Here is a 19,014-nt window from a genome sequence, read left to right as displayed (position 1 = left end):
TGAATCCCATTTGCCTTCTCAACCAAACTGACAGCGGAGCCGTTACCGGATGTTACGCCGCCCCCTACAACCGGGCCAGTTCAGGCAGGTCACCGGACAATCCCAACGCCTGACGCACGAACATCGCTTTGGCTTCCGGCAGGCTATCGACCCACTTCAGGCCGGTGTTGCGCAACCAGCGCAAGGGCAGTGGATCGGCCTGGAACAGGCGTTCCAAGCCTTCCATTGCCGCCATCAATGCCAGGTTGTGTGGCATGCGGCGGCGCTCAAAACGGCTGAGTACGCGAACATCGGCTAAGCGTTCGCCTCGGCTGGCGGCATGCAGCAACACTTCGGCCAACACTGCGGCATCCAGAAAGCCCAGATTGACGCCCTGCCCGGCCAGCGGGTGAATGGTGTGCGCCGCATCGCCAATCAATGCCAGGCCTTCGGCCACGTAGCGCTTGGCGTGCCGTTGACGCAATGGCACGCACACCCGCGGGTCAGCACTGAGCACGGTGCCGAGACGGCCTTCGAAGGCTTTTTCCAGGTCGCGGCAGAACTCATCATCGCCCAGCGCCATCAAGCGCTGCGCTTCGGTCGGGGTCACCGACCAGACAATCGAGCACCAATGCTCGCCTTCACGTTCCAACGGCAGGAACGCCAGCGGCCCCTCATCGGTAAAGCGCTGCCAAGCGGTGTGCTGATGCGAATCAGCGGTGCGCACGCTGGTGACAATGGCGTGGTGCAGGTAGTCCCACTCCCGGGTCGCGCACCCCGTGAGGCGGCGTACCGCCGAGTTAGCGCCATCAGCGGCGATCACCAGCGGCGCACGCAACACACGACCGTCGGCCAGCGTCAGCAGCCAATCGTCCCCGGAACGGCGCATCTGTTCGAGACGCGCGTTGGCCAGCAGCCCGATGTCACTGTCATGCAAGCGCTCAAGCAGAGCATCTTGAACCACGCGGTTCTCGACGATATGCCCCAGCACGTCGGCGTGCACGCTGGCCGCCGAGAAATGAACCTGCCCGGTGCCGCTGCCGTCCCACACCTGCATCTCGCGATACGGGCTGGCGCGGCGTGCGGCGATGCCGTCCCACACGTTCAAACGATCAAGAATGCGCTGGCTCGCTGCGGACAAGGCACTGACCCGCGGCTCGAACGCTGACTGCGGATCGAAGGGCTTGACGCTCAGCGGACCGCCATCGAGCACCAGAATTTCCAGGCCACTGTCCTTTAACGCCAGCGCAAGTGCGCTACCGACCATTCCAGCCCCGACAATCAGCAGATCTGCGCGCGTTTCCATGCTTTAAATCGTTCTCGCTTGTGGCCTAAGCCGTGTTTTAAGAATCCGCGCGTCACACATCGGATCGAGTTCCCAACCCCATGGCCTGACGGGCAAACCAGCGTTTGGCCGGCGGTAACAGATCCAGTCCCAGCAGGCCCAGATTGCGTCCGGCACCGACCAAGGGCTGGGAGCTGCCGAACAGTCGCGTGACCTGATCGGAGAAGCCCACGGTCAATTGCTGATCCAGTCGCTGACGCTCGCGATAGGCCTGCAACGTGGCGAAATCGCCAGGCATGCTTTGGCTCGCCAGCAGCGCCTCCGCCAGCGCATCGGCATCGCGCAACGACAGGTTGAAACCCTGACCGGCAATCGGGTGCAGGCTATGGGCGGCGTTGCCCAGTACCGCCAGATGCGGCCGCACTTGCTCTTCGGCCTCGACCAGCGTCAGCGGATAAATATGCCGCGCCCCGACCTGACGCAAAGCGCCCAGGCGATAACCGAACACGCCCTGCAGCTCGCTGAGAAAACTACGATCATCCAGATTGGCCAAGCGCTGCGCATCCATCCCCGCACGGGTCCAGACCAGCGCACAGCGGTTTTCCTGCAACGGCAGCAGCGCCATCGGGCCTTCTTCGGTGAAACGTTCGAAAGCCTGGCCGCAATGGGCTTCGCTCGGGGTGATGTTGGCGATCAGCGCGCTCTGGTTATAAGGCCGCTGCCGGACGCCAATGCCTAATTGCTCGCGCAGGCTCGAGCGACCGCCGTCGGCAAGAATCGCCAGGTCGCACTCCAGCTCGGTTTCATCATCCAGGGTCAGCCGATAACCATCCGTCAACGGCTGCATGCGCTTGACCTCGGCCGGGCAACGCCAACTGATCACGTCTTTGTCCAGGCCTTGCCACAGGCATTGGCCCAGCCAGGCGTTCTCCACGACGTAGCCCAGCGCCGGAACGCCCTCTTCGATCGCCGACAAACGTGCTGCGCCGAAACGCCCACGGTCGGACACCTGGATCTGCAGGATCGGTTCGGCACGGCGGCTGATCTGCTGCCACACGCCCAGGCGCTCGTAGATTCGCCGGGCGCCAAACGACAGCGCTGACGAACGTGCGTCGTAGCTCGGCTGATACGCATCACCCGGTGCAAAGGGTTCGATCAGAACGATCTTCCAGCCGCGTGCCTTGGCGCCCGCCTGAAGGGCCAGCGCCAGACTGGCACCCACCAGGCCGCCGCCCACAATGGCAAGATTGACCCGGCTCATGCTGCCTCGACACGTGCAGCGGCCATCAAGGCCTCAATCTCGGCGACGGTTTTTGGCACGCCACCAGAAAGAATTTCACAACCGTGTTTAGTCACCACAACGTCATCCTCGATCCGTACACCAATCCCACGCCATTTCTTCGCGACGGTCTGATTATCCGGGGCGATATAAATCCCCGGCTCCACGGTCAGCGTCATGCCAACTTCCAGCACACGCCATTCGCCGCCGACTTTATATTCGCCGACATCGTGCACGTCCATGCCCAGCCAATGACCGGCGCGGTGCATGTAAAACGCTTTATAGGCCTCGTTGACGATCAAATCGCCAACGTCGCCCACCAGCAGCCCGAGCTCGACCAACCCGGCCGTAATGACCTGCACCGTGGCTTCATGCGCTTGGTTCCAGTGCTTGTCTGGGCCGATGGCGGCAAATGCGGCGTCCTGCGCTTTGAGCACCAACTCGTAGATCGCTTTCTGCTCAGGCGAAAATTTACCGCTGACCGGGAACGTCCGCGTGATGTCGCTGGCGTAGCAGTCGATCTCACAGGCCGCGTCGATCAGCACCAGATCCCCATCCTTGAGCAATGCGTCGTTTCCCTGATAGTGCAGGATGCAGGCATTGCGGCCCGAGGCCACGATGGAACCATAGGCCGGCATCTTCGCCCCGCCCTTGCGGAACTCGTAATCCAGCTCGGCTTCCAGACTGAATTCATGCAAGCCGGCACGGCTGGCCTGCATCGCGCGCACATGGGCTCGCGCTGAGATCTCGGCGGCGCAGCGCATGACTTTGACTTCTGCCGCTGATTTATACAGACGCATGTCGTGCAGCAAATGATCCAGCGCAACAAATTCGTTCGGCGGCTGCGCACCCAGATGCGCTTTGGAGCGAATCACATTGATCCAGTCCATCAAATGACGATCGAATTCAGGGTTGCTGCCCATAGCCGAATACACCCGGTCACGCCCTTCGATCAGGCCCGGCAGGATGTCGTCGATATCATTGATCGGGAACGCGTCGTCGGCCCCAAAGTCACGCATTGCGCCTTCCTGCCCGGCACGCAGACCGTCCCACAGCTCGCGCGTAGGGTTGCGTTCACGGCAGAACAGCACGTACTCGCCGTACTCACGGCCAGGGATCAGCACAATCACGGCTTCCGGTTCGGGGAAGCCGCTGAGGTACTGGAAGTCGCTGTCCTGACGGTAGACATGCTCGACGTCGCGATTGCGGATAGCCACCGCAGAGGCTGGCAAAATGGCGATACTGTTGGGCACCATCTGCGCCATCAGGGCTTTACGTCGACGGGCGTATTCCGACTTCGGGATATGGATCATAAGGCAGGTGAGGTCCCCTTTTGGGCGCCGCCGGCGATGCGCCTGGATCACAGGCTCAACGCCGGGAGCGCCAATGATGAGTAATCAATGCAAAGAAGGTTTCGGCTCAGGCACGGCGGGCTTGTTGCATTCGGTGAACAGTAACAGGGGGGCGACGCGCAAGTACTCCATCACTTCCATGTAGTCGGTCTCGCCGTCTTCGGAGTCTTCCAGCGCGTCCTGCACTTGAGCGACAGCGGCCAAATCCTGCAACACTTCCATGGCTTCGGTGCTGATCTCATTGTCGCGAGCAGTCAGCCCGAAACCCGCGAGGAAGCCCTGGCACCATTCGCCCAGCGCGATGGCGCGTTCGCCAAGCGGCGCGTCATCGCTGGGGAGCAAGAGCACAACCGTCATGTCGTCGCTGGTGAGTTCACCCTTGACCATTTCCTGTAATCCGATCAACGCCTGACGTACGTTATCTTCAGGCGCGGCGCCCAGTACTTCGGTCGCATCGACCATCCAGCCGTCGACATCGAAGCCGGCACCGGCACAACTGCGGCCCAGAAGAAAGCCGTGCAACTCGGCCGGAGAGACGGAATGACCGCTGCTGTTGAGCAGGGTGGCAAAAGCTTTGTACGGGGAATTCTGAATAGGCATGGGTAACTAGGCGCCAAGCGGCGCAATGTCTAGAATGGAGGTCTTGTATCCTAGGGCGTGCGGTCATTTATTTCCAGCGATTGCACCCGCAGACTCGCCAAGACTGTCGAAGCCGCTGTTTTTAGCGTGTCAAAACGCCAGCTGCTGCGCCATTCATCAGAAAGTATTCAGTGGGACACAATGGAAGACACCGATTTGCAAGCGCTGATGGCTCGACTGGAGTTGCTGATTAAGCGTGTCGAGCAACTTAAAAGCCAAAATGGACTCTTAGTAGCTCAGGAAAAAACCTGGCGCGAGGAACGCGCTCACCTCATTGAGAAAAACGAAATCGCCCGTCACAAGGTTGAATCGATGATTTCGCGCCTCAAAGCCCTGGAGCAAGACTCATGAGTTCAAATAACAGCGTTACCGTTCAGATCCTCGACAAAGAATACTCGATCATCTGCCCTCAGGAAGAGCGCACCAATCTGGTCAGCGCGGCGCGTTATCTGGACGGCAAAATGCGCGAAATCCGCAGCAGCGGCAAAGTCATCGGGGCCGACCGCATCGCCGTGATGGCGGCACTGAACATCACTCATGACTTGCTGCACAAGCAGGCAGTGCCTGACGTTCAAGCCAGTGGCTCGACCCGCGAGCAAGTACGCGATCTGCTGGAAAGGGTTGATCTAGTGCTGGCCACCGATCCGGAACCCAGCCAAAAGTGATTCTTGCGTAACGTTTCGGGTATACTTGCGACCGCTCCCTGGAGTGCTTGCCAGTCGGTCATGTCCCTGAGCCGATACGCACAACCACGGGGGTTGCACGTTGGGGACGGTGTGCATGTCCGCTTGACGGAAAGCCTTAAGTCCTCCTGCAATCTCCACCTTGAACTTTCGGGTTCAAGGGCTACACCGACAGCGGTTCGTCGGGGAGTCTTTTATTTCTGTCCATTGCCCGTCTCGCTGACTGGCAATGGTCATCACGCGTACGCCGCCGTGCCGTACTCGCTTCTGGATCAGCGCAGATGACCAATCCCGCGCCTCTTTCACGCCAGCAACTGCGCACTCAGTTGCGCAAGGCCCGTCGCGCCTTGAACCCAAGCCAGCAACGCCAGGCCGCTCTCGGCTTATACCGGCAGTTGGCGCAACATCCTCTGTTTCGCCGCGCCAGACACATCGCCCTGTATCTCCCCAATGACGGTGAAATCGATCCGCGCCTGATATTGCGTGCGGCTCAACGACGCGGCAAGAAAACCTATCTGCCCGTGCTCAGCGCCTGGCCGCGAACCAAGATGGTTTTCCAGCAAGTGCGCCACGGCGAAAAATTCAGGCCCAATCGCTTCCGCATCCCGGAACCCCACATCAATGCGGCAAAGCAGCGCACGATCTGGGCCCTGGATTTGATTTTCTTGCCACTGGTTGGCTTTGATGACGTAGGCGGTCGGCTGGGCATGGGCGGCGGTTTTTACGACCGCAGCCTGGCCTATCAGGCGCGCAGAAAGGCTTGGCAGAAACCCGTGTTGCTTGGGCTCGCACATGAATGCCAGAAGGTGGAGCGATTGGCGCAAGCCAGTTGGGATGTGCCACTACAAGGCACCGTGACGGATAAGCGCTGGTATTGAATGGCTGATCCGCCCCACGCCAGGCATGGGAGCAATCAGTGTCGCTGCAATGGTTTTTTCTGCTGTTGTACGATTTCAACCGGAGCATCAGCGTTGTTTGCCCACAGGCTTTGCGCGTAACCCGTAGTCACCACACCCAAACCGAACAAGAAAGCCAATACCCACAATACATCCGGTTTGCGTTTCATCGACTGCCCCCCCTTAGGCAAATCAATACGATGTCCGCTACGGTTTTTATAGGCCGTGCAGCAGCGCGATGCTTAAAATCCCGGGCATTCTCCGACAACGCGAACTGACACGCAAATGCTGGCGTCAACCGACCGTCGGTTAGTCATGAAATCGTTCAACAACTTGACCATTACCCGATTCAGGAGCGCAACCCATGGCCTACTGGCTGATGAAGTCCGAGCCGGAAGAACTGTCGATCAACGACCTCCAGCGTCTTGGCGAAACCCGCTGGGACGGGGTGAGGAATTACCAGGCACGGAACTTCCTGCGGGCCATGGCGCCAGGTGACACGTTCTTTTTCTATCATTCCAGCTGTGCGGAGCCGGGTATCGTCGGCATCGGACGCATTGTCGACGCTGCCTACCCTGACCCCACTGCGCTGGACCAGGGCGGCGCTTATTTCGACGCCAAATCCAGCGCCGCCAACAATCGCTGGAGCGCGGTGAATGTTGGCTTCGTCGAAGCGTTTCCGAAAGTCATTAAAATAGGTTATTTAAAGCAGCAGAGCGCGCTGGAACAGATGCCGCTGGTGCAAAAAGGTACCCGGCTCTCGGTCATGCCGGTGACGCCTGATGAGTGGGAAGCGATCCTGGCGTTACGTTGATCAAGCAGAACCCGGCAGTCACGACCACGCCACATGCAGCACACTCCCAAACGGCGTACGCTTCGCCGACTGTTTGACTGACATCAAGGGAGTAAACCCGGGGTCTGTCAGAATTGGATGTACTAAGAGCAGGATGCACCCATGCCAACGAATCGCCGTCGTTCCAGTCTTTTTGCTATCGCCCTGATCGTGTTATTGGTCGCTGCCGGTGGCTTTGGTTACTGGAAATCTACCCGTGATCGCCTGCCCGAAGGGCTATACATGGGCAATGGTCGGTTGGAGGCCACCGAAGTACAGATCGCCAGCAAGATTCCGGGGCGTCTGGCCGAAGTCCGTGTGGATGAAGGCGACAAGGTGATCAAGGGCCAACTCCTGGCGCGCATGGACACCCGCACCCTGGAAGCACAACGTGCCCAGGCCGAAGCCGAAGTACTGCGTGCGCGGGAAAACTACGCTGCCGCCCAGGCCAATGTGCAATTTCGCCAAAGCGAACAACTGCTGGCCAACCAGGAACTCAAGCGCGCCCAAACCATGTTTGAGCGCGGGTACGCCAGCCGCCAGCAGATTGACCAGTTGCAAGCAAAGCTCGACACCTCCAACGCAGCAGTCGTCTCTGCCCGTGCGCAAGTCGGCGCGGTGGGCGCAGCCATCGGTGCCGCTCAGGCACAGGTTGCACAGCTGACCAGCGAGATTGACGACAGCAGTTTGCGCGCCCCTCTGGACGGCATTATCCAGCTGCGCCTGGCCGAGCCGGGTGAAGTATTGGCCGCAGGCGGACGGGTGTTGCTGCTGATCGACCCCAATGATCGATACATGAATCTGTACCTGCCGACCTCGGTCACCGGCAAGCTGACCGTCGGCGACGATGCACGCATCCTGCTCGACGCACTGCCCCTCCAACCCTTGCCAGCCCGTATCAGTTTTGTCGCGGACAAGTCGCAATTTACCCCCAAAGAAGTTGAAACCAGGGATGAGCGACAAAAACTGGTGTTTCGGGTCAAGTTGCGCCTGACCGACGTCAGCGCCATCCCTCAAGCCAAGTCGGGCATGCCAGGTGCAGGTTACGTACGCACCGCCACAGTGGACTGGCCGGCTAACCTGCAATGAGCGATATGGCGCTGCAAGCCAAGGGTGTCAGCCACCGTTATGGCAAACGGCAAGCCCTGAGCGACATCAGCTTTAGCCTGCCCAGCGGCACCCGGTGCGGGCTGATCGGCCCCGATGGTGCGGGCAAGTCCAGCCTGTTGGCGCTGATTGCCGGAGTGAAAAAGCTTCAGCAAGGCGATTTGCAGGTGCTCGGTGGCTCAATCGAGAAACGCAGCCATCGCAGCAGCCTTTATCCGCGTATTGCGTTCATGCCTCAAGGCTTGGGCAATAACCTGTACCCCGAGCTGTCCATCCGGGAAAACATTCATTTCTTTGCCACACTGTTCGGCCTGTCCCGGGCCGAGAGCGATCAACGCATGCTCAACCTGCTGGCCGCGACGGACCTGACGAGCTTCGCTGACCGCCCGGCAGGCAAGCTGTCCGGCGGCATGAAACAGAAGCTGGGGCTGTGTTGCGCGCTGATCCATGAACCCGACCTGCTGATCCTCGACGAACCCACCACCGGCGTTGACCCGTTGTCACGTCGGCATTTCTGGGAGCTGGTCGAGCAGGTACGCAGCCAACGGCCGCAACTGACCCTGCTGGTGGCTACCGCCTACATGGAAGAGGCCGAGCAGTTCGAGCAGTGTCTGATGCTGGATCGCGGCAAGTTGATCGCCCAGGGTTTGAGCAGCGAGCTGGCAGGCGCCACGCCAAGCGGCAAACTCGACGAGGCGTTCACTCACTTCCAGAGCGACAAGCGCCGCAACAGCGAGCCACTGGTGATTACACCGCGCGTGGGCGACAACAGCGAAATCGCCATTGAGGCCCACGAGCTGACATTGCGTTTCGGCGACTTTACCGCAGTGGACAAGGTCAGCTTTGCCATCGGCCGAGGTGAGATTTTCGGCTTCCTCGGTTCCAACGGTTGCGGCAAAACCACGACCATGAAGGTCCTCACCGGCTTGATCCCGGCCAGCGAAGGCAGCGCCACGCTGCTGGGCAAGGCCGTGGACGCCAAGGATCTGGAGACACGCAAGCAGGTCGGTTTCATGTCGCAGAGCTTCTCGCTGTATGGCGAACTCAGCGTGCAGCAGAATCTGGAGCTGCATGCGCGACTGTTCGATTTACCCAAAGACCAAAGCCGCGAACGGATCGCCGAGCTGATCCAGCGCTTCGACCTTGGCGACGTTGCCACGCAGCAGTCCGGCGACTTGCCTCTGGGCTTGCGTCAGCGTCTGTCATTGGCCGTTGCAGTGCTGCACCGCCCGCAGGTGTTGATCCTCGATGAGCCTACCTCGGGCGTCGACCCGGCCGCTCGGGATGACTTCTGGCGCTTGCTGATCGAACTGTCCCGCGAGCAAGGGGTGACGATCTTTCTTTCCACTCACTTCATGAATGAAGCCCAGCGCTGCGACCGTATCTCGTTGATGCACGCCGGTAAGGTGCTGGCCTGCGACACGCCCGCCGCGCTACAGAAGCAGTTCGGTGGCGAAACGCTGGAAGCTGCATTTGTCACCTGCCTGGAGCAAGCTCAGGGCAATATCGAAAAAGCTCCGTCCAACAGTGAAACCATCCAGGGTGTTGAACCCACGGCACCCAAGGCGACGAAACGAGGTTTCACCTTCGCACGTCTGATCGCCGTGGCCAGCCGTGAAGGCAAAGAGTTGCTGCGCGACAAGGTTCGCCTTGGGTTTGCGCTACTGGGCGCGATGTTCATGATGGTGATCTTCGGCTACGGCATTTCCCTGGATGTCGAGAACCTGGCCTTCGCGGTGTACGACCAGGACCAGACACCGCAAAGTCGCGCCTACCTGGAAGCATTCCGCAGCTCCCGGTATTTCGACGAACGTACGCCCATCACCGATTCGGTCCAGCTGCACAAACGCCTGCAACGCTCGGAGATAAAACTGGCACTGGAAATCCCGCCCGGCTTTGGCCGTGACCTGTATGCAGGGCGGCAACCCGCCGTCGCCGCATGGCTCGATGGCGGCATGCCGTTTCGCGCCGAAACCAGCCGCAACTATGTGGAGCAGGTGCATCAGGACAACATGGTGCAAATGGCGGCGCTGAGCAGTCGACCTCAAGGCCCCGGTGCCGCCGCGAAGCTGGAAACGCGCTTTCGCTACAACCAGGATGTGGTCAGCGTGAACGCTATCGGGCCCGGTGTCATGGCGCTGATCCTGGCGTTTATCCCGGCAATGCTCACGGCGTTGGGCATCGTCCGCGAAAAGGAACTGGGCTCGATCACCAACTTCTACGCCACACCTCTGACCCGCCTGGAGTTCCTGCTGGGCAAACAGGTGCCCTATCTGGTGGTCAGCCTGATCAACCTGGCCCTGCTGGTGGCGATGAACCTGTGGCTGTTTGGCGTACCGTTCAAGGGCAGTGGCCTGACCCTGGCATTCGGCGGATTGCTGTACGTGCTGGCGACCACCAGCCTCGGCCTGCTCATCTCGGCCTTCACCCGCACGCAAATTGCCGCGATCCTCGGCACCATGATTCTGACTAGCCTGCCGACCATTCAGTTTTCCGGGCTGATCGTGCCGCGCTCATCCCTGGACGGCGCCGCAGCGGTCTCGGGCATGTTGTTCCCCGCAGGGTACTTCCTCGACATCGCCGTAGGCACCTTCACCAAAGCGCTGGACCTGCGTGAACTCTGGCCGCAGTGCCTGGCGCTGTTCGGGTTCTTTATTGCCTTCACCGGGCTGAGCCTGGCCATGTTGAAAAAGCAGGAGGCCTGATGAACAAACTTGCACACATCTGGCGCCTGGGCTTCAAGGAACTCACCAGCCTCGGGCACGACAGCGTATTGCTGCTGTTCCTGCTGTACGCCTTCACCGTGGCGATTTACATGCCGGCCGCCGGCTCCGTGATCGGCGTCCACAATGCCAGCGTGGCAATAGTCGATGAAGACCACAGCCATGTGTCCCGACAACTCAGCGAGGCGCTGCTGCCCCCAGAATTCCAGGTTCCGATGCCGTTGGCCTACAACCGGCTGGATCAGACCATGGACGGCGGTCAGTACACCTTCGTCATCAACGTACCGGCCAACTTTCAGGCCGATCTCCTGGCCGGTCGTCAGCCCACAGTGCAGGTCAACGTCGATGCCACCGCCATGAGCCAGGCGTTCATGGGTGCCGGTTACATTGCACGGATCTTCCAACGGGTGCTGCTCGAGTACAGCGGTCAGGACGCCGCCGCCCGCAACGTACCCGCGACTATGACCACGCGGGCGCTGTTCAACTCGAACCTGGAGGGCGGCTGGTTTCTAGCGGTGATTCAGATCGTCAACAACATCACCATTCTGGCGATCGTCCTGACCGGCACCGCGCTGCTGCGCGAACGCGAGCACGGCACCCTCGACCACTTGCTGGTCTTGCCGTTGACCGCGCTGGAAATCATGCTGGCGAAAATCGGCAGCAACGCGCTGGTTGTGGTGGTGTGTACCTGGCTTTCACTGGAAGTGATCGTCAAGGCCGCGCTGGGCGTGCCGCTGGCCGGGTCCATGAGCCTGTTCCTGATGGTCACGGCGTTTTATCTGTTCGCCAGTACCGCACTGGGGATATTCCTCGCTACCCTCGCCCGCTCGACACCGCAGTTCGGGTTGCTGGCGATTCCGGTGATCATCCCCATGCTCCTGCTTTCAGGCGGCAGCACCCCGCTGGACAGCATGCCGCAGTGGCTGCAATGGGTCATGCAGGCCTCGCCTTCCACCCATTTCGTCAGCCTCAGCGCCGCGATTCTGTTCCGCGATGCCGGGCTTGCCGTGGTCTGGCCCGACCTGCTGGCGCTGATCGCCATCGGCTTACTGTTCTTCGTGGTCGCGCTGATGCGCTTCCGTAAAAGCCTGGCCTCATAGAGGCCAGAGACAGGCCCGATTACTGAACGATCAGGTTGTTGAAGAGCAAGTCTTCGACAATCGGCTTACCTTCTTCATCATTCATGATCTGCTGAGTCTGCTTGAGCGCTTCCTGACGCAGCTTTTCCTTGGCCTCGACGTTGTTCATGGTCTCAGCGGTTTGCTGGGAGAACAACGCGACCAGCTGATTACGAATCAGTGGCTCGTTGCGCTTCACCGCCTTCTCGGCATCCCCGCCAGTAACCCGCAGCGCGATATCGGCCTTATAGACCCGCAACTTCGGCCCGCCATCCAGGGCGTAGTTGCCGACAAACGCAGGCGTCAGCGTGACATAAGCCACTTTCGTCGCATCGCCCTCTTTACCTTCTTTGCTTTCTTGAGCCGATGCCGCCAGGGGCAGTGACAACGCCAACAACATGATCATCCACGCTTTCACAGTTCACTCCTTATCCGATTTGCTGCGTAGCTTACTTCAGCTTGAGCCAGCTTATGCCTGCTTATCAGGCCGGGGCATGCTGATTGACCCACAAACCCACCTATCTACACTTATCGGCTATAACTCCAAAAGGAATAGCCCGATGAAAGCCGTGCTGTGCAAAGCCTTCGGTCCCGCCGAAACGCTGGTACTGGAAGAAGTCCCCAACCCTGAAGCGAAGAAAAACGAAATCGTCATGGACGTGCATGCTGCCGGGGTAAATTTTCCGGACACGCTGATCATCGAGGGCAAATACCAGTTCAAGCCGCCCTTCCCCTTCTCACCGGGCGGCGAATCGGCAGGCGTGATTTCAGCGGTCGGTGAAAAAGTCAGCCATCTTAAAGTCGGCGACCGGGTCATGGCCCTGACCGGCTGGGGCAGCTTCGCCGAACACGTCGCAGTGCCCGCCTACAACGTACTGCCCATGCCTGAAACGATGGACTTCACCACCGCAGCCGCGTTCAGCATGACCTACGGCACCTCGATGCACGCGCTGAAACAACGCGCCAACCTCCAACCCGGCGAAACCCTGCTGGTGCTCGGCGCCTCAGGCGGCGTCGGCCTGGCCGCCGTCGAAATCGGCAAAGCCATGGGCGCCAGAGTCATCGCCGCCGCCAGCAGCGCCGACAAACTCGCCGTCGCCAAAGCCGCTGGCGCCGATGAACTGATCAACTACAGCGAAACCAACCTCAAAGACGAAATCAAACGCCTCACCAACGGCCTGGGTGCCGACGTCATCTATGACCCGGTCGGCGGCGACCTGTTCGACCAGGCCATCCGCGCCATCGCCTGGAACGGTCGGTTGCTGGTAGTCGGGTTTGCCAGTGGCCGGATTCCAGAATTACCGGTTAATTTGGCATTGTTAAAGGGGGCTTCGGTGGTTGGGGTGTTCTGGGGGTCATTTGCGCAAAGACAGCCTCAGGACAATGCCGCCAACTTCCAGCAGTTGTTTAACTGGTATGCGGAAGGAAAGTTGAAACCACTGGTGTCTCAGGTCTATCCGCTAGAAAAAACGGCGGATGCGATTAATGCGCTGGGACAGCGGAAAGCCGTTGGAAAGGTGGTGGTGCGGGTTCGTTAATGCCCAATCCATAACAGCCGACTTGTCTGTGCGGCGTCAAACACAAGACGCGGACTGACACCGTTTCAGCCGCGCCTCTAGGTTCAAATCCGGCATGGCGTGGCTGCGCAGGGCGCTGACGGTTTGTTCGACGTAGTCGCGGGTCGTGCCGGAGCGGCCGCAGGCCGTGGCCAGCACTTGGCTCAGGACCGCGTCGGGCAGGTTGCCGGCGTAGCTGGGCAGGTGACGCTCAAGCACGAAACCCAATGCGCGGACCCGAGTGCCATCTTCGAGGCGGCAGCTGAGCCAATGGGGTCGGTAGGAGGGATAAGGCATCTCGCGCTGCCAGAGCGCCAATAAAGACTCTTGCAGACAGTCTTCGGGCAGGCGGTAGGCAAACCCGCTACATGAGCCGCCGCGATCCAGGCCAAACACCAGGCCGGGAAGTTCGGGCGTGCCACGATGTTCGTGGGACCACAGGTACAAACCACGATGATAACCGTGCACCCTACCGCGCTGCCGCTCCACGGCGGAGCATTCGGGGCGCCAGATCAAGGAGCCGTAGGCGAACAACCAGACAGGGCCACCCTGATGCAGCTTCATGGTGTTCTGCATTGAGTTCATCAGTTGTTCGAGGGTCAATTGCGGCCCCAGATCAATCACTGGTGGGTAACCGAGTTCCAGACCGGCATGAGCAGCCGTCATCAAACTATTGAATTCATTCCCCATTTCCTTCCCCCCTGGCCCTGCTACTGCCAGTTGTACCCGACCTTTGCGCCGCAGAACATCCCCGCTGGCATCGGGCGGGGAAACGCATCGACAACAACTTCGCCATCAGACGCTTAAATATCAGACTTTGTCGGAGGCTTGCCCGTCACGTTGCAGCGCCCACACGTCTGAAAATATTATGCAATAAATAATCCACCGCCCAGGCCCGCCAGCCTGAACCCACTCAAATGAGCAGATAAAAAGACCTGTCAGCTACTCCCATTGAGGAAAAAACAGGAACTTCCTATTCAAATCATGGACAATTTACCCTTTCAACCTATACGACCCGCGTATAAAGCCGCTTCATGGCAATACCGGCTGAGAGAGTTAGCAATAATGAGTACATCAGGAAAAAGCACGGTCTTGGCCGCGCTTTTGTTCATTTCGGCGACCTGCACGCAGGCTGCTGAAGAGTCGCAAGATAAAAAAGACGGCTTCTGGCTTGTTCAGGCCAGCGTCTACACCCGTCACTTTTCCTCCGACTCCGATCACAATGACCATCAACATCTGATTGGTCTGGAGCGCAACGAGGCCTCAGGTCTGGTCTATGGCGCGGCAAGCTTTCGCAACTCGTTCGACCAACAGTCGGCCTACGCCTATATCGGCAAGCGCTATGAGAGCGCCAATTATCCGGTCTATGTGAAGATCTCGGGCGGGCTGCTTTATGGATATCGTGGCGAATACCGCGACAAGATCCCTCTGAATCGCTTTGGCATCGCGCCAGCGATCATCCCGTCGGTGGGTGTTCACTTCGGCCCCGTCACCACCGAACTGGTTCTGCTGGGGACCTCGGCGACCATGATCAACGTCGGCGTACGCTTCTAAAGCCTACGCACAGACTTGCTACGCCCTTGGGGCGTAAGCAAAGACATCGGCACGCATCTGATGCGCATCCATGCCCGCTGATACCAAGGCGTCGAGGGTGGCGTAGATCATCGCCGGGGAGCCACTGCCGTAAACATACACCGACGACAAATCGCTGATGTCTTCGCACACGGCTTCATGGAGCATGCCGCAACGACCTTCCCAGCCGCACAAATCACTGACCACTTTATGCAGGTGCAGGTTAGGCAATTGCTTCCACTCGTCCCAATGGGACAGCTCATAGAAGTCTTCAGGCCGCCGCACGCCCCAGTACAGGTGCACCGGGTGTTTGAAACCCTTGGCACGGCAATGCTCGATCAGGCTGTGCATCTGCGCCATACCCGTACCCGCGGCAATCAGCACCAGTGGCCCCTCGGGCAATTCAGCGAGATGGGTATCGCCGTAGGGCATTTCGATGTGCACGATGCGATTACGCTGTAATTGTTCGATCAGGCTCTGTGCGCTGGCTTCGCGCACCAGCACATGCAACTCCAGATCGCGCCCGCAATGGGGGGCCGAGGCCATGGAAAAGGCTGATTTCTCGCCATTTTCGCGCTCGATCATCAAGTACTGCCCGGCGTGATAGCGCGGCGGCTTGCCAGCGGGAGCTCTCAAGCCGACCCGCCACACATCGCCACCGACTTCGACGCACTCACTCACCTGGCAGGCCAGTTTGCGCACCGGCAGTTCTCCGCGCGCCAGCACCCCGTCCCACATCACGATGCAGTCTTCCAGGGGCTCGGCCAGACAGGTGTAGATCTCGCCATGATTCAGCGTCACCCCTGCCTGCAATACGCGGCCTTCCACCAACAACGCGGCACAAATATGGCAGTTACCATTCCGGCAGCTTTGTGGGCATTCATAGCCAAGACGTGTCGCGGCGTCGAGTATCCCTTCGCCGGGCAACATCTCCAGTACCGCACCAGACGGCTGCAAGGTTACGCGCATCAATCTATTCCTAACTCGTTCCAGATATCGTCGATCCGGCGTGTCACCGCCTCATCCTTGACGATAACCCGACCCCACTCGCGCGTGGTCTCTCCCGGCCATTTGTGAGTTGCGTCCAGGCCCATCTTCGACCCCAATCCGGACACCGGCGACGCGAAGTCCAGATAGTCGATGGGTGTGTTATCGATCATCACAGTGTCACGCTTGGGGTCCATCCGCGTGGTGATAGCCCAGACCACGTCGTTCCAGTCACGGGCATTGATGTCGTCATCCGTGACGATAACGAATTTGGTGTACATGAACTGTCGCAGGAACGACCAAACCCCCAGCATTACGCGCTTGGCGTGGCCGGGATACTGTTTCTTCATGGTCACGATGGCCATGCGGTACGAGCAACCTTCAGGCGGCAAGTAAAAGTCCGTGATCTCCGGGAACTGCTTTTGCAGAATCGGCACGAAGACTTCGTTCAACGCCACACCGAGAATCGCCGGTTCATCAGGTGGCCGCCCGGTGTAGGTGCTGTGATAGATCGGTTTTATCCGGTGGGTAATGCGCTGGACGGTGAACACCGGGAAGCTGTCGACTTCGTTGTAGTAACCGGTATGGTCGCCGTAAGGGCCTTCGGCAGCCATTTCGCCGGGATGGATCACGCCTTCCAGGACGATTTCCGCACTGGCAGGCACTTGCAGGTCGTTGCCACGGCACTTGATCAGCTCGGTGCGATTACCCCGCAGCAAACCGGCAAAGGCGTATTCAGACAGGCTGTCAGGCACCGGCGTGACGGCACCGAGAATAGTCGCGGGGTCTGCACCCAGCGCCACCGCCACCGGGAACGGCTGGCCAGGGTGTTTATCGCACCACTCCTTGAAGTCCAGTGCACCACCACGGTGGCTGAGCCAGCGCATGATGACTTTGTTACGGCCAATGACTTGCTGACGATAGATACCGAGATTTTGCCGGTCCTTGTTCGGACCCTTGGTGACTGTCAGTCCCCACGTAATCAGCGGACCGACATCGCCCGGCCAGCAGGTTTGTACCGGCAGCATCCCGAGATCGACATCATCGCCTTCGATGACCACTTCCTGGCACGGTGCGTCTTTGACGACTTTAGGCGCCATGGCAATGATTTTTCGGAAGATCGGCAGCTTCGACCAGGCGTCTTTCAGGCCTTTAGGCGGCTCGGGTTCCTTGAGGAACGCCAACAGCTTGCCGATTTCACGCAGCTCGCTGACGGCTTCGGCGCCCATGCCCATCGCCACGCGCTGAGGCGTGCCGAACAGGTTGCCAAGCACCGGAATGTCGTAACCGATGGGCTTTTCGAAGAGCAGAGCCGGACCTTTGTTGCGCAGGGTCCGGTCGCAAATTTCAGTCATCTCAAGCACCGGCGAGACAGGCACCTGAATGCGTTTCAACTCTCCGCGCTGCTCAAGCTGCTGCACGAAATCCCGCAGATCCTTGAATTTCATTAACCAGGCCATTCATCAAATAGACGCACATCCTACCTGCTCTGAAGGTCGGCGGCAGCTCATCAACGCGCAATAGCTGCGCTTAACGGGGATTTTCAGCTAAAAAAAATGGTGCCCCGAGGGACACCATTCTTTTCACACGGTCCGACCTGTTATTTACGCTTCATCGACAGGAAGAACTCGTCGTTGGTCTTGGTCTGCTTCAGCTTATCGATCAGGAACTCGATAGCAGCGACTTCGTCCATCGGGTGCAGCAATTTGCGCAGAATCCACATCCGTTGCAGCTCGTCATCAGCGGTCAGCAACTCTTCGCGGCGGGTACCGGAACGGTTGATGTTGATCGCCGGGAACACACGCTTTTCAGCGATTTTGCGATCCAGAGGCAGTTCCATGTTGCCCGTGCCTTTGAATTCTTCGTAAATCACTTCATCCATCTTCGAGCCGGTTTCAACCAGCGCGGTGGCGATGATGGTCAGCGAGCCGCCTTCTTCGATGTTCCGTGCAGCACCGAAGAAACGTTTCGGTTTCTCCAGGGCGTGAGCATCGACACCACCGGTGAGCACTTTGCCGGAGCTTGGAATCACGGTGTTGTAGGCGCGAGCCAGACGGGTGATGGAGTCCAGCAGGATGACCACATCCTTTTTGTGCTCGACCAGACGCTTGGCCTTCTCGATCACCATTTCGGCGACCTGGACGTGCCGGGTTGGCGGCTCGTCGAATGTCGAGGCAACCACTTCGCCGCGCACAGTGCGCTGCATTTCGGTCACTTCTTCCGGACGCTCATCGATCAGCAGTACGATCAGATGCACTTCCGGATTGTTACGTGTGATGTTCGCCGCGATGTTCTGCAGCATGATGGTCTTGCCAGCCTTTGGCGGCGCAACGATCAAACCGCGCTGACCTTTACCGATCGGGGCGCAAAGATCGATCACCCGGCCAGTCAGGTCTTCAGTGGAACCGTTACCGATTTCCATCTTCATGCGAACTGTCGGGAACAACGGCGTCAGGTTTTCGAAAAGAATCTTGTTCTTCGCGTTTTCCGGACGGTCGTAGTTGATCGTGTCGACCTTGAGCAGCGCGAAATAACGCTCGCCCTCTTTAGGTGGACGGATTTTGCCGACGATGGTGTCGCCAGTGCGCAGGTTGAAACGGCGGATCTGGCTGGGAGAGACGTAGATATCGTCTGGACCGGCAAGGTAGGAAGCGTCTGCAGAGCGGAGAAATCCGAAGCCGTCCTGGAGAATCTCCAACACACCATCACCGGAAATTTCCTCGCCGCTTTTGGCGTGCTTTTTCAGCAGGGAGAAAATCACATCCTGCTTGCGCGAACGGGCCATATTTTCTATGCCCATCTGTTCGGCCATTTCGAGCAGATCGGTAATCGGCTTTTGCTTGAGTTCAGTCAGGTTCATATAGGAATGACGTAATCATGTATGGGAGGGGAAATTAAGCTTTTGGCTTAATGAGGCCGCGCCGCAGAGAAAGCGACAGGATCGCGTACTAATTCGAAAGGAGAGCGTCGGCGACGGCTAGCAGGGGACAACGGAGAAACCATTGC

Annotated in this window: 19 protein-coding genes and 1 other RNA gene; 10 read left to right on the top strand and 10 right to left on the bottom strand. The window is 59.2% G+C overall.

What is annotated here, in order from left to right; all coding sequences use genetic code 11:
• Positions 1-64 precede the first annotated feature (64 nt).
• From ACVBEG_RS25415 to ACVBEG_RS25400, 4 genes are all read right to left on the bottom strand, one after another.
• Positions 65-1,285, bottom strand: coding sequence for a 2-octaprenyl-3-methyl-6-methoxy-1,4-benzoquinol hydroxylase (locus ACVBEG_RS25415; RefSeq protein ID WP_322176932.1), 1,221 nt, complete (start codon positions 1,283-1,285; stop codon positions 65-67).
• A gap of 52 nt (positions 1,286-1,337) precedes the next feature.
• Entirely contained in the window at positions 1,338-2,525 is a 1,188-nt protein-coding gene (ubiH, locus tag ACVBEG_RS25410; RefSeq protein WP_323566298.1) for a 2-octaprenyl-6-methoxyphenyl hydroxylase, read from the bottom strand.
• On the bottom strand, positions 2,522-3,856 hold the full coding sequence (pepP, locus tag ACVBEG_RS25405) for a Xaa-Pro aminopeptidase (RefSeq protein ID WP_322176934.1): 1,335 nt from the start codon (positions 3,854-3,856) through the stop codon (positions 2,522-2,524). The genes ubiH and pepP overlap by 4 nt, the downstream gene beginning before the upstream one ends.
• 84 nt (positions 3,857-3,940) lie before the next feature.
• On the bottom strand, positions 3,941-4,495 hold the full coding sequence (locus ACVBEG_RS25400; RefSeq protein WP_322176935.1) for a YecA/YgfB family protein: 555 nt from the start codon (positions 4,493-4,495) through the stop codon (positions 3,941-3,943).
• Between the two features lie 180 nt (positions 4,496-4,675).
• Here ACVBEG_RS25400 and ACVBEG_RS25395 point away from each other — a divergent pair, with 180 nt between their 5' ends.
• From ACVBEG_RS25395 to ACVBEG_RS25380, 4 genes are all read left to right on the top strand, one after another.
• Positions 4,676-4,885, top strand: a complete 210-nt coding sequence (locus ACVBEG_RS25395; protein ID WP_322182934.1) for a TIGR02449 family protein — start codon at positions 4,676-4,678, stop codon at positions 4,883-4,885.
• Complete coding sequence (locus ACVBEG_RS25390) at positions 4,882-5,199, top strand: cell division protein ZapA (RefSeq protein WP_219062964.1); 318 nt, start codon at positions 4,882-4,884, stop codon at positions 5,197-5,199. Before ACVBEG_RS25395 ends, ACVBEG_RS25390 begins: the two co-directional genes overlap by 4 nt.
• Before the next feature lie 32 nt (positions 5,200-5,231).
• Positions 5,232-5,410: non-coding RNA, 6S RNA (gene ssrS / locus ACVBEG_RS25385), on the top strand.
• A gap of 88 nt (positions 5,411-5,498) precedes the next feature.
• Entirely contained in the window at positions 5,499-6,095 is a 597-nt protein-coding gene (locus tag ACVBEG_RS25380) for a 5-formyltetrahydrofolate cyclo-ligase (RefSeq protein WP_322176936.1), read from the top strand.
• A gap of 35 nt (positions 6,096-6,130) precedes the next feature.
• Here the strand turns inward: ACVBEG_RS25380 and ACVBEG_RS25375 are convergent, their stop codons facing one another.
• A complete protein-coding gene (locus ACVBEG_RS25375; protein WP_322176937.1) occupies positions 6,131-6,283 on the bottom strand; it encodes a hypothetical protein in 153 nt (50 codons plus the stop codon).
• Positions 6,284-6,477: 194 nt separating this feature from the next.
• Here ACVBEG_RS25375 and ACVBEG_RS25370 point away from each other — a divergent pair, with 194 nt between their 5' ends.
• From ACVBEG_RS25370 to ACVBEG_RS25355, 4 genes are all read left to right on the top strand, one after another.
• On the top strand, positions 6,478-6,927 hold the full coding sequence (locus ACVBEG_RS25370; protein ID WP_322176938.1) for an EVE domain-containing protein: 450 nt from the start codon (positions 6,478-6,480) through the stop codon (positions 6,925-6,927).
• A 141-nt stretch (positions 6,928-7,068) separates the two neighbouring features.
• A complete protein-coding gene (locus ACVBEG_RS25365; RefSeq protein WP_322176939.1) occupies positions 7,069-8,034 on the top strand; it encodes an HlyD family secretion protein in 966 nt (321 codons plus the stop codon).
• On the top strand, positions 8,031-10,757 hold the full coding sequence (gene rbbA / locus ACVBEG_RS25360) for a ribosome-associated ATPase/putative transporter RbbA (RefSeq protein ID WP_322176940.1): 2,727 nt from the start codon (positions 8,031-8,033) through the stop codon (positions 10,755-10,757). The genes ACVBEG_RS25365 and rbbA overlap by 4 nt, the downstream gene beginning before the upstream one ends.
• The gene (locus ACVBEG_RS25355; protein WP_322176941.1) at positions 10,757-11,875 is read left to right on the top strand and encodes an ABC transporter permease; all 1,119 of its coding nucleotides are present in this window, start codon (positions 10,757-10,759) and stop codon (positions 11,873-11,875) included. Before rbbA ends, ACVBEG_RS25355 begins: the two co-directional genes overlap by 1 nt.
• Positions 11,876-11,894: 19 nt before the next feature.
• Here ACVBEG_RS25355 and ACVBEG_RS25350 read toward each other — a convergent pair whose 3' ends face one another.
• On the bottom strand, positions 11,895-12,311 hold the full coding sequence (locus tag ACVBEG_RS25350) for a flagellar basal body-associated protein FliL (protein WP_322176942.1): 417 nt from the start codon (positions 12,309-12,311) through the stop codon (positions 11,895-11,897).
• Between the two features lie 142 nt (positions 12,312-12,453).
• Between ACVBEG_RS25350 and ACVBEG_RS25345 the strand changes: the two genes are divergently transcribed.
• Complete coding sequence (locus ACVBEG_RS25345; protein WP_322176943.1) at positions 12,454-13,431, top strand: NADPH:quinone oxidoreductase family protein; 978 nt, start codon at positions 12,454-12,456, stop codon at positions 13,429-13,431.
• Positions 13,432-13,467: 36 nt separating this feature from the next.
• Here ACVBEG_RS25345 and ACVBEG_RS25340 read toward each other — a convergent pair whose 3' ends face one another.
• Positions 13,468-14,139: a gamma-glutamylcyclotransferase gene (locus tag ACVBEG_RS25340; protein ID WP_407074610.1), complete on the bottom strand. Its 672-nt coding sequence runs from the start codon at positions 14,137-14,139 to the stop codon at positions 13,468-13,470.
• 375 nt (positions 14,140-14,514) lie between these two features.
• Between ACVBEG_RS25340 and ACVBEG_RS25335 the strand changes: the two genes are divergently transcribed.
• The gene (locus ACVBEG_RS25335) at positions 14,515-15,003 is read left to right on the top strand and encodes a sn-glycerol-3-phosphate transporter (RefSeq protein WP_322176944.1); all 489 of its coding nucleotides are present in this window, start codon (positions 14,515-14,517) and stop codon (positions 15,001-15,003) included.
• A gap of 18 nt (positions 15,004-15,021) precedes the next feature.
• Here ACVBEG_RS25335 and ACVBEG_RS25330 read toward each other — a convergent pair whose 3' ends face one another.
• The 3 genes from ACVBEG_RS25330 to rho form a co-directional block, all read right to left on the bottom strand.
• A complete protein-coding gene (locus ACVBEG_RS25330; RefSeq protein WP_322176945.1) occupies positions 15,022-15,990 on the bottom strand; it encodes a CDP-6-deoxy-delta-3,4-glucoseen reductase in 969 nt (322 codons plus the stop codon).
• Positions 15,990-17,456, bottom strand: a complete 1,467-nt coding sequence (gene ubiD / locus ACVBEG_RS25325; protein ID WP_322176946.1) for a 4-hydroxy-3-polyprenylbenzoate decarboxylase — start codon at positions 17,454-17,456, stop codon at positions 15,990-15,992. The genes ACVBEG_RS25330 and ubiD overlap by 1 nt, the downstream gene beginning before the upstream one ends.
• A 152-nt stretch (positions 17,457-17,608) precedes the next feature.
• Positions 17,609-18,868: a transcription termination factor Rho gene (rho, locus tag ACVBEG_RS25320; RefSeq protein WP_219062987.1), complete on the bottom strand. Its 1,260-nt coding sequence runs from the start codon at positions 18,866-18,868 to the stop codon at positions 17,609-17,611.
• Between the last annotated feature and the right edge of the window lie 146 nt (positions 18,869-19,014).

This window comes from Pseudomonas sp. GG8, from assembly GCF_052976945.1.
Note: the sequence above shows the minus strand (reverse complement) of the source record. Positions and strands in the feature narration are given on the sequence as shown.

Coding starts and splice junctions, on each gene's coding strand:
- ACVBEG_RS25380 (WP_322176936.1), top strand. CDS start 5,499: ATGACCAATCCCGCGCCTCTTTCACGCCAGCAACTGCGCACTCAGTTG.
- ACVBEG_RS25415 (WP_322176932.1), bottom strand. CDS start 1,285: ATGGAAACGCGCGCAGATCTGCTGATTGTCGGGGCTGGAATGGTCGGT.
- ACVBEG_RS25355 (WP_322176941.1), top strand. CDS start 10,757: ATGAACAAACTTGCACACATCTGGCGCCTGGGCTTCAAGGAACTCACC.
- ACVBEG_RS25335 (WP_322176944.1), top strand. CDS start 14,515: ATGAGTACATCAGGAAAAAGCACGGTCTTGGCCGCGCTTTTGTTCATT.
- pepP (WP_322176934.1), bottom strand. CDS start 3,856: ATGATCCATATCCCGAAGTCGGAATACGCCCGTCGACGTAAAGCCCTG.
- ACVBEG_RS25400 (WP_322176935.1), bottom strand. CDS start 4,495: ATGCCTATTCAGAATTCCCCGTACAAAGCTTTTGCCACCCTGCTCAAC.
- ACVBEG_RS25365 (WP_322176939.1), top strand. CDS start 7,069: ATGCCAACGAATCGCCGTCGTTCCAGTCTTTTTGCTATCGCCCTGATC.
- ACVBEG_RS25330 (WP_322176945.1), bottom strand. CDS start 15,990: ATGCGCGTAACCTTGCAGCCGTCTGGTGCGGTACTGGAGATGTTGCCC.
- ACVBEG_RS25370 (WP_322176938.1), top strand. CDS start 6,478: ATGGCCTACTGGCTGATGAAGTCCGAGCCGGAAGAACTGTCGATCAAC.
- ACVBEG_RS25345 (WP_322176943.1), top strand. CDS start 12,454: ATGAAAGCCGTGCTGTGCAAAGCCTTCGGTCCCGCCGAAACGCTGGTA.
- ACVBEG_RS25375 (WP_322176937.1), bottom strand. CDS start 6,283: ATGAAACGCAAACCGGATGTATTGTGGGTATTGGCTTTCTTGTTCGGT.
- ubiH (WP_323566298.1), bottom strand. CDS start 2,525: ATGAGCCGGGTCAATCTTGCCATTGTGGGCGGCGGCCTGGTGGGTGCC.
- ACVBEG_RS25340 (WP_407074610.1), bottom strand. CDS start 14,139: ATGGGGAATGAATTCAATAGTTTGATGACGGCTGCTCATGCCGGTCTG.
- ACVBEG_RS25395 (WP_322182934.1), top strand. CDS start 4,676: ATGGAAGACACCGATTTGCAAGCGCTGATGGCTCGACTGGAGTTGCTG.
- ubiD (WP_322176946.1), bottom strand. CDS start 17,456: ATGAAATTCAAGGATCTGCGGGATTTCGTGCAGCAGCTTGAGCAGCGC.
- rho (WP_219062987.1), bottom strand. CDS start 18,868: ATGAACCTGACTGAACTCAAGCAAAAGCCGATTACCGATCTGCTCGAA.
- ACVBEG_RS25390 (WP_219062964.1), top strand. CDS start 4,882: ATGAGTTCAAATAACAGCGTTACCGTTCAGATCCTCGACAAAGAATAC.
- rbbA (WP_322176940.1), top strand. CDS start 8,031: ATGAGCGATATGGCGCTGCAAGCCAAGGGTGTCAGCCACCGTTATGGC.